8 protein-coding genes and 1 tRNA gene are annotated in these 9,532 nt (G+C 41.2%); 7 read left to right on the forward strand and 2 right to left on the reverse strand.

The features are described 5' to 3' along the window. Positions 1–78: 78 nt before the first annotated feature. Positions 79–939, forward strand: a complete 861-nt coding sequence (yofA, locus tag NYE22_RS12265; RefSeq protein ID WP_161986051.1) for a LysR family transcriptional regulator YofA — start codon at positions 79–81, stop codon at positions 937–939. A 136-nt stretch (positions 940–1,075) separates the two neighbouring features. Here yofA and ggt read toward each other — a convergent pair whose 3' ends face one another. Then, complete coding sequence (gene ggt, locus NYE22_RS12270) at positions 1,076–2,839, reverse strand: gamma-glutamyltransferase (protein ID WP_014476980.1); 1,764 nt, start codon at positions 2,837–2,839, stop codon at positions 1,076–1,078. A gap of 184 nt (positions 2,840–3,023) precedes the next feature. On the opposite strand from ggt, the gene NYE22_RS12275 reads away from it, so the two are divergent. The 3 genes from NYE22_RS12275 to NYE22_RS12285 all read left to right on the forward strand — a co-directional run bounded on the left by NYE22_RS12275 (position 3,024) and on the right by NYE22_RS12285 (position 4,241). Next, the gene (locus NYE22_RS12275; RefSeq protein WP_003231472.1) at positions 3,024–3,254 is read left to right on the forward strand and encodes an excisionase family DNA-binding protein; all 231 of its coding nucleotides are present in this window, start codon (positions 3,024–3,026) and stop codon (positions 3,252–3,254) included. Positions 3,255–3,570: 316 nt separating this feature from the next. Then, the gene (locus NYE22_RS12280; protein ID WP_003231473.1) at positions 3,571–4,116 is read left to right on the forward strand and encodes a site-specific integrase; all 546 of its coding nucleotides are present in this window, start codon (positions 3,571–3,573) and stop codon (positions 4,114–4,116) included. A 52-nt stretch (positions 4,117–4,168) separates the two neighbouring features. Then, positions 4,169–4,241, forward strand: a tRNA-Arg gene (locus NYE22_RS12285). Positions 4,242–4,334: 93 nt separating this feature from the next. Here the strand turns inward: NYE22_RS12285 and iseA are convergent. After that, the gene (gene iseA, locus NYE22_RS12290) at positions 4,335–4,880 is read right to left on the reverse strand and encodes a DL-endopeptidase inhibitor IseA (RefSeq protein ID WP_004399558.1); all 546 of its coding nucleotides are present in this window, start codon (positions 4,878–4,880) and stop codon (positions 4,335–4,337) included. Positions 4,881–5,165: 285 nt separating this feature from the next. Here iseA and NYE22_RS12295 point away from each other — a divergent pair, with 285 nt between their 5' ends. The 3 genes from NYE22_RS12295 to dacB all read left to right on the forward strand — a co-directional run bounded on the left by NYE22_RS12295 (position 5,166) and on the right by dacB (position 9,177). After that, a complete protein-coding gene (locus NYE22_RS12295; RefSeq protein WP_004399508.1) occupies positions 5,166–6,557 on the forward strand; it encodes an MATE family efflux transporter in 1,392 nt (463 codons plus the stop codon). Positions 6,558–6,690: 133 nt separating this feature from the next. Then, complete coding sequence (gene galM / locus NYE22_RS12300; RefSeq protein ID WP_151870209.1) at positions 6,691–7,668, forward strand: aldose 1-epimerase; 978 nt, start codon at positions 6,691–6,693, stop codon at positions 7,666–7,668. Positions 7,669–7,701: 33 nt separating this feature from the next. Continuing rightward, the gene (gene dacB / locus NYE22_RS12305) at positions 7,702–9,177 is read left to right on the forward strand and encodes a D-alanyl-D-alanine carboxypeptidase/D-alanyl-D-alanine-endopeptidase (RefSeq protein WP_151870210.1); all 1,476 of its coding nucleotides are present in this window, start codon (positions 7,702–7,704) and stop codon (positions 9,175–9,177) included. The last annotated feature ends 355 nt before the right edge of the window (positions 9,178–9,532 follow it).

Below are 9,532 nucleotides of genomic sequence, written 5' to 3' on the forward strand. Positions count from 1 at the left end.
ATAGCGGTTTTCTTCGAGTAAAATGAACAAATATGATAGCCAATATCACTTTTCATCATAGCAAGCAGGTGAGAGCGCGTGGAAAGCGGAGATTTAAAGATTTTTCAGGCTGTTGCTCGCGAAGGAAGCATAACGAAAGCAGCCCAAATGCTGAATTATGTTCAGTCGAATGTGACAGCCAGAGTGCATAACCTTGAGGAAGATTTGAATATCAGGCTTTTTCATCGAACGAATCGGGGGATGAAGCTGACTGCTGCAGGAGAAAATCTTTTGCAATATGCAGATCAAGTATTATCGCTGTTAGACCAAGCTGAAAAATCGACCCGAATGAGCAGGCAACCAAAAGGGCCTTTGCGGATCGGATCACTGGAAACGACGGCGGTAACGCATCTGCCTGAGCATGCAGCATCCTTCCTCAGGCGTTTTCCTGAAGTGGATTTATCAGTGAACACAGCTGATACGCATCATTTGATTCAACAGGTTCTTGATCATAAAGTTGATGGCGCTTTTGTATATGGGCCGGTTGAGCACGCTGCAGTTAGACAACTCCATGTCTCCCATGATGAATTAGTTTTGATTTCATCACGAGAAGGGACGTCAGAAGACATGCTTCAGCAGCCGATGCTCTTTTTTGGGGCTGGCTGTTCTCATCGTGACAGGGTCAAAAGATTACTAGAGGAAGCAGGCATACACAATCAAAAAATCATAGAGTTTGGCACATTGGAGGCTATTATAAAAGGTGTTTCCGCCGGGATGGGTACGGCGCTGCTCCCAAAGTCCGCTGTTAACTGCTCCGAGCATCGTACAAATGTATGGATTCATCAATTGCCACCAGCATATCAAGACTTAGAGATCGTCTTTATATACAGGAAAGACTTTTTTATTACGAGTGCGTTTCAGACATTTCTTGATGAGATAAACGAAATGAAAGCAGAATAAAGATTTTGTCAAAGAAGCAGTCATCATTCTGTCATTTTGGATTGCAATCAGGGATACAGAGCATTACCAATGCCCGTTGTTATAAAGATCTGCATGAAAAAACTGTACTCATTTGAAGCGAGTACAGTTTTTTAATTTATTTACGTTTTAAATTAATGCCGATCGCCGCGCCGTTTCTGCTTGAATCAGCTACGCCTTTAAAGGTTCCGTTTTCATGGTCGATCGATATGCTTTGCACGTTTCCGATATCCACCGGACTTGTGCCGAATTTGTGGCCCATACCGTTCAGCTTGCTGAGGACATCTTTAGGAACTCCGTCTTCGTAACGGTAAGAGCTCATACTGTTTGTGTAAATTCTCGGCTCTTCAACAGCTGCTTTTAATTCCATACCATATTCAATGTGGTAGAGAATGGTTTGCAAAACGGATGAAATAATTGTGGCCCCGCCAGGAGATCCAACAGTGAGGACAGGCTTGTCATCCTTAAATAAAATCGTCGGGGTCATGCTGCTTAAAGGCCGTTTGTTTGGCTGTACTTCGTTAGCTCCGCCTGGTATCGCATCAAAATCCGTTAATTCATTGTTTAAAATAACACCGTAATCAGGGACCATAATACCCGTTCCGAATAGCTGTTCGATTGTTGTTGTGTAAGAAACAACATTTCCCCATCGATCAGCAACTGTAAAGTGGGTTGTTTGGCCTTCTACTTTGTCTTTCGGCTGTTCAACTTGTTTATAGTTTGCTGATCCTTCTTGGTATTTCCAAGGGTCACCGGCTTTCGGTTTTTTATTCACTTGATCTAGGTTGATTAATTGCTGGCGTTCTTTAATATAATCGGGATGAAGCAGGCCTTTGAGAGGAACATTTACAAATTCGGGATCACCTGCGTAAGACGCACGGTCGGCATATGACAAATGCATCGTTTCAGCAAGCAGCTGATATTTTTCCCATGAGCGGACATCGTATTGTGAAAGGTTAAAATCATCAAGGATTTTCAGCATTTGCAATAAGAAAATACCGCCGGAGCTTGGAGGAGGAGTAGTAGCGATTTGATAGCCTTGATAGTCTCCCCAAATCGGTTCATCAATTGTAATGTCGTAATTTTCTAAATCTTTTTCTGTCATTGATCCGCCGAAATCCTGGACAGTGTCAGAAAGCGTCTTGGCGAATTTTCCTTTATAAAAAGCGTCAGTGCCTTTGGAGCGAATAAGCTTAAATGTTTTAGCCAAATCCTTTTGAATAAGGGTATCTCCTTCTTTAAGCGGTTCGCCATTTGGTAAAAATACATCTTTTGCGGCAGTCCGTGAAAGCTTTTCCTGATAATCAGAAATGGCCTCTGCCAACACCGAATCAATCGGAAAGCCTTTTTCAGCGAGTTTAATAGAAGGGGTAATTAATTGCTTCATAGAACGGGTTCCCCATTTATCCAAGGCTTCTTCCAGCCCTTTCAGAGTGCCTGGAACACCAACGGCAGTACCTTTTGTTACACGTTCAGAGAAAGGAATTGCTTTGCCGTTTTCGTCCAGAAACATATCAGGAGTTGCGCCTGCTGGAGCACGCTCACGGCTGTCGATTATCGTTGTATCCTTCGTTTTTCCGTCATACACCATCATAAAACCGCCGCCGCCAATACCTGACATCATCGGCTCTGTTACATTGAGTGCAAATTGAATGGCAACCGCTGCGTCAATAGCATTTCCTCCTTTTTTCAGCACATCAGCACCGATTTCAGAAGCAAGAGGATGTGCGGTCGCAACCATGCCGTCTTTTCCTACATCTACTTGTTTGTACTCATCGTAGCTTTTGGGCGGTTTTTTAGCTTCCGCGTGAAAAGGGACACTTCCAGCGACTAACAGAACACTAAGCAGAGCTGTTAAACAGACGTTCCACGTTCTTTTCATGTTCTCCCTCCTATATGAAGCTGTATTGTTACAATCTTAGCGTAAAAAAATTACAGCGTTTTCACAAGTGACAAATGGTATATTATATAGTGCATAAAGCCGTTTTTCTGTGCAAAATTGATTATATTGATATGAGCCATGTGCTATATTAGAATCAGCATACGGATTAAGAAGGGACTGCTATATGTATTTAACGATTGAAGAAACAGCAGAATATACAAATCTTTCAGAGGATTATATTAAAAGTTTGGTGCTCGAAGGGAAAATCAGAGCCGTTCATGACGGGGAGCAATTTTTGATTTATAAGGAGCAGTTCAAAACGCATCTCGAACAGCTGGAGAATTACAAAGCACTTGTGCAGGAAATATTAAATGAACCAATCCCGGAAGATATTGATGTAAAGGATGAGGATTAGGACACAATTTGAAATTGTGTCTTTTTTTGTATGTTTTTTGCGGAAGCTCCAGAAAATTGGGAGCGTCAGATTTCGTTTTAAGAGGATTTTTGAGGATTAGTAGGGGGATAAGTATCCAAGAGGTTAAAAGCTTTATAAGAGGCTTTAAAGCTCATTTTATAGGGTGAAGGTTTTAAGAAGCTTTTTTAACAGCTTATGTAACACTATGTATATTATGTTACATAAACGCTGCCGCACTTTGACATTCAACGTTTTTCAGCTATAATAGTAACATAGACCTCAAAACGTTACATAACGGTTTTTAAGGAGTTTTTTGATGCATATTGTACAGCCGATTCGCAGTCTAGAGAAAATCCAAGAAGTCAAACAGTATTTGCTTAACAAAAACAAGCGGGATTATTTTCTGTTTATTTTCGGCATCAACAGCGCGCTCCGCATTTCTGATATTCTGCCGCTGCAAGTGAAGGACGTTCAAAATAAAGATCATTTATGGGCGACTGAAAGCAAAACGAAAAAGAAAAGAAAGATTCTTATTTTAGAATCGCTGAAACAGGAAATATACGAGTATACGAAAGACATGAAGGAAAACGAATATCTTTTTAAATCAGTGCGCACCAGGAAGCCGATTTCCCGCATTCAGGCCTACAGAATTTTAAGAGAGGCCGCTGCGGCGTGCGGACTTGAGGAGATAGGGACGCATACACTCCGGAAAACGTTTGGCTATCATTTTTATCAGCGAACGAAAGACATCGCCGAGCTGCAGAGAATACTGAATCATTCATCACCATCAATTACAATGCGGTATATCGGTATTGATGAAGATACAACAAGAGCCGCATATAAGGTTTTTGGAGGGCTTTAATACAAATCGCTTGAAAATATTGATCATCAGAGCTACTATATAAATACCAAAAGCTCTAGTAGCACAGCGGATAGTGCAGCAGTTTCCTAAACTGCAGGTCGGGAGTTCGAATCTCTCCTAGAGCGTTATATTCACAAAAAGACAACAGGCGAAAAGTGCCTGTTGTCTTTCTTTATGCAAATCAAATAAAAAACGCCCGCTTATACCGGGCATTTTTCTTATATAACTGCGTCAAATTGATTGACTTTCCATTTTTTATTTTCTTTCACAAATGTCACTTTCCGTTTTGCAGAAGGGGATCCGTCTAATGTAGGGACGGTAAATTCGTATGTGATTGTGCTGCCTTTTTTAGAGATCAGTTTAGCAGTTGATTTTTTCCAATTCAAAAGATTGTCTCCGTCACCGATTGGAACAGCAAGTTTTCCTTTTGAAACAGTGAAATGATAATCTTTAAAGCCTTTTTCGATTGCTGTTTTTGTAAAAATAGGAGTTAAATAATTCACCGCTTTTGCTTTAGTGCCTAGATCACTGCACATGTATACATATTGAAGATTTTGATACTCGAATGTGCCTGATGGGCAAACTGCTTTTTTCACCTTCGGATTGTGACCGCTCATGGTGTTCCAAAAATGTTCTCTAGCGGATAATGCCAACTGTAATGCTTGTTTTTGTGATAAATCGCCTGATGTATTTTTCGCAAATGCATTTGTGCTTAATGACAGAATAAGTGCAATGGTTGTTAGAAATAGAAGACATTTTTTCATTATCGCTCTCTCCTTCAAAATCTCTTTCTCTTATGTTACAAATGTTACAATAATTACGGATAGATTACAATACTTTTGCATAAATTATTTTTTATTCTTTTACTCACAAAAAATATGCCATTACTTGCTAGTTTATTCTTTATAAGCTAAAAAGATGTGTAAAATTAGAAGAATCGGGAAGGGTTTCATATGTGCAGTGATGAATAATAACATGTTACATATCCTGTTTTTGTCAAAAAATGAGGGCATGTTTAAAAACGATTTCAAATAAAGGAGTCCTTTAATATGGAAACATCACAAGAACCTCTTGTAACTCAAAAGAAAAGCAAACCATCAGTTTGGCGGTCGATGTCACTCTTTTTAGTGCCGCTTCTGCTGAGCAATGTGCTGCAATCAGTCGGCCAGCTAGTCGGGATGATGGCTGTAGGCAGATGGCTTGGTGTTGATGCAGTGGCAGCTGTATCATCCTTTTTCCCGTTATTTTTTCTTTTGATCTCATTTACGATTGGGATCGGTTCAGGTAGTTCGATTCTGATCGGACAAGCTTACGGAGCGAAAAATGAGGAACGGCTAAAGGCTGTTGTCGGGACGACGCTCACGTTTACATTTTTATTAGGCGTTGTGTTAGCCGTCATCGGCAGTATTTTCACCCTGGATATCCTTCGTTTAATGGGCACGCCTGAAAATGTCATTCATGTCAGCGCTAACTATGCACGTATTTTATTTTATGCTATGCCGTTTATGTTTTTATATTTTGCATATACTACCTTTTTGCGCGGAACAGGGGATTCTAAGACACCGTTTTATACGCTGATTGTGAGCACGGTCATCAACATCGCGCTTTTGCCTGTTTTAATCCTTGGCATGTTTGGTTTTCCGAAACTGGGCATATACGGCTCGGCATATGCAACTGTCATTTCCACGATTGCGACTTTTCTCGTGTTAATGGTGTATTTACGAAAGCGAAAACACCCGCTGCAATTTGATAAAACAGTGCGTCGTTATTTGAAAATGGATAAGGAACTGCTGGTTCTCCTGCTGCGTCTTGGGGTCCCAGCAAGCATCAATATGATTCTTGTCTCATTATCAGAGATAGCGGTTATTTCATTCGTCAATCATTACGGCTCTAATGCAACAGCTGCATACGGAGTGGTCAACCAGGTGGCCAGCTATGTACAGATGCCGGCCGTCAGCCTTGGTATTGCGGTTTCTATTTTCGCTGCACAATCGATTGGGGCAAACGAGTTTGACCGCTTAAAGCAGGTCATTCGCGTGGGGATTTGGCTGAATTATATCATTGGCGGCGTACTGATCATACTGATCTATGTTTTTTCACATCAGATTTTGTCGTTATTTTTAACCGAGCAAGAGACGCTTTACATTGCACACCGTCTTTTGATGATTACATTGTGGAGTTATTTGCTGTTTGGAAATGCCCAAATTATTTCTGCAACGATGCGGGCAAGCGGAACAGTTTTATGGCCGACCGTCATCAGTATTTTTGCAATCTGGGGAGTAGAGGTGCCTGTCGCTTTCGTCCTTTCTCACTATACAAAGCTTGAAATACTCGGCGTCTGGGTTGGTTATCCAGCTGCGTTTGCCGTCAGCTTGCTGTTGATTTATGGGTATTATCAATTCGTCTGGAAAAAGAAACAAATCACACGTCTCATCCAATAGCCTCCGAATCACACCGTTCATAAGTTTGAACGGTGTTTTTTTATTTGATAGGGGAAAATATAAAATGGAGGAAATATGGCACAGTACATTGAATTCTTATACTAGCAATGAATCAAGGAGAGGTTGAGTAAACATGGCAAACTTTATTGAGAAAATCACGTATTTGGGAACGCCGGCCATCAAAGCGGGCAACGAACATCTAGAAATGATTGTTGTCCCTGAGTGGGGGAGCAACGTCATTTCTCTCGTGGACAAAAAAACAAAAGTCCAGCTTTTGCGTGAACCGGAAACAGCAGAAAGTTTTCACGACACACCAACATTGTATGGCATTCCAATCCTGTTCCCGCCTAACCGCATAAGTGACGGTACATTCAGTTTCCGGGGCAGAACGTATCATTTTGATATCAACGAGAAGGATAAACACAACCATCTTCATGGGTTTCTTTACCATGAAAATTGGAACGTAGTGACCGCGAAGAAAACTGATGAAGAAGTGATTGTTGAAACAGAAATTGATCTTTCTGAGCTCCCCCATGTGTATAAGCAATTTCCTCACCATGCCGTCGTTCGGATGACATACACGGTAAAGGGGAATACTCTATTTAAACATGCGACGGTCATGAACAAAGGAAAGGAAGCGTTTCCTTGGGGAATTGGTTATCATACTACATTTGTGTTTCCGGCAGAAAGCTCGTTATTCTCCCTGACAGCAGATCAGCAGTGGGAGTTGGATGAACGCCTGCTGCCGACCGGGAAACTGATGGATGTACCGAATAAAGAAGCTTTGCATGAAGGAATGGATTTGCGCCACAAGCAGCTGGATGATGTCTTTTTATCTTCTTATCAGAAGAGGGACGGAGAAAACCAGGCAGTCATTTATCATCAGCATGCACATATCAGCATTATTTATAAGGCAGATGAACAGTTTAACCATTGGGTTGTATACAATGCGGACGGAAAACAAGGGTATTTATGCCCTGAACCTTACACATGGGTGACAAACGCAGTGAATCTTGATTTACCTTCGTCACTCACTGGTTTACAAGTGCTGGAGCCGGGAGAAGAAACGACAGCTAAAAGCAGTATCACCATTGAACTGAATCATCAATAGCCAATGATGAAGCGCAGAGAGGCGGGGAAATGAATGAAAAAAAGCATAAAGCTTTATGTTGCTGTTTTACTGCTTTTCGTCGTTGCTTCGGTGCCTTATATGCATCAGGCTGCGCTTGCCGCTGAAAAACAAGATGCACTTTCCGAGCAGATCGATAAGATTTTAGCTGATCATCCTGCCCTCGAAGGCGCAATGGCCGGCATCACCGTTCGCTCTGCGGAAACAGGTGCTGTTCTATATGAACATTCAGGAGACACCCGAATGAGGCCTGCCTCTTCTCTAAAGCTTTTGACAGCGGCCGCGGCACTTTCTGTCCTTGGCGAGAATTATTCTTTTACAACCGAGGTCCGGACGGATGGAACACTGAAAGGGAAAAAGCTGAATGGTAACCTTTATTTGAAAGGGAAAGGCGATCCGACACTTTTACCATCTGATTTTGACAAAATGGCTGAGAAATTGAAACATTCCGGCGTAAAAGTAATTAAAGGCAATCTGATCGGTGATGATACGTGGCATGATGACATGCGATTATCACCTGATATGCCTTGGAGCGATGAATACACATATTATGGCGCGCCAATCTCCGCTCTAACAGCGTCTCCGAATGAAGACTATGATGCAGGCACTGTGATTGTTGAGGTCACCCCAAATCAAAAAGAAGGGGAAGAGCCTGCCGTGTCTATCTCTCCGAAAACCGATTATATAACGATAAAGAACGGTGCTGAAACGACTGCTGCCGGTTCAGAGAAAGACCTCACAATCGAAAGAGAGCATGGAACAAACACGATTACAATTGAAGGGAGCGTACCGGTTGACGCAAACAAGACAAAGGAATGGATTTCTGTCTGGGAGCCTGCCGGATATGCCTTAGATTTATTTAAGCAGTCACTAAAAAAACAAGGTATTACTGTGAAAGGGGACATCAAGACGGGTGAAGCACCTAGTTCTTCAGATGTGCTGCTCTCTCATCGCTCAATGCCTTTATCGAAACTTTTTGTGCCGTTCATGAAATTAAGTAATAACGGACATGCCGAAGTGCTCGTAAAAGAGATGGGGAAAGTGAAAAAAGGAGAAGGGAGCTGGGAAAAGGGGCTCGAAGTGTTAAACAGTACGCTTCCGGAATTTGGTGTTGATTCTAAATCACTCGTCTTAAGAGACGGATCAGGAATCTCACATATTGATGCTGTATCCTCAGATCAACTTTCACAGCTGTTATATGACATTCAGGATCAGAGTTGGTTCTCGGCTTATCTAAATTCTTTACCTGTTGCGGGCAATCCTGACAGAATGGTGGGCGGAACGCTGAGAAACCGCATGAAAGACACTCCTGCACAAGGAAAAGTAAGAGCAAAAACCGGATCGCTCAGTACGGTAAGCTCTCTATCGGGGTACGCAGAAACAAAGAGCGGAAAAAAACTTGTTTTCTCTATTCTTCTAAATGGATTGATTGATGAAGAGGATGGAAAAGATATTGAGGATCAAATCGCTGTCATTTTGGCAAATCAATAATAGCGGCAGACCTGTTTTCCAAGAGAAAACAGGTTTTTTTATGTCTGTAATAACGCTTTGTCGAACCTTCCAACAATTAGAAGAATCATGCACAAAAGAAAATTAGTCCGATTAAAAAGTAGTGTATAAGACCTTATGTAAAACAATACTTTTATCACTTTATATCCGGAAATTTGATAAAAAAAGAAACGAAAAATAAAGAAATAATACTATATTCAAAAAAATGTTATAAAAATTTAATGTTTTTTATTGTACTTTAAAAAATATCCGTTAATATAGTGCATATATGGATTATATAGTCATATAATTTCTTTTATTGACATTTTTCTGCTTTTTTCTACTTTTTCTTATCCTC

Origin of the sequence: Bacillus sp. FSL K6-1560, from assembly GCF_038592935.1 — a bacterium.
Taxonomy (GTDB): domain Bacteria; phylum Bacillota; class Bacilli; order Bacillales; family Bacillaceae; genus Bacillus; species Bacillus subtilis.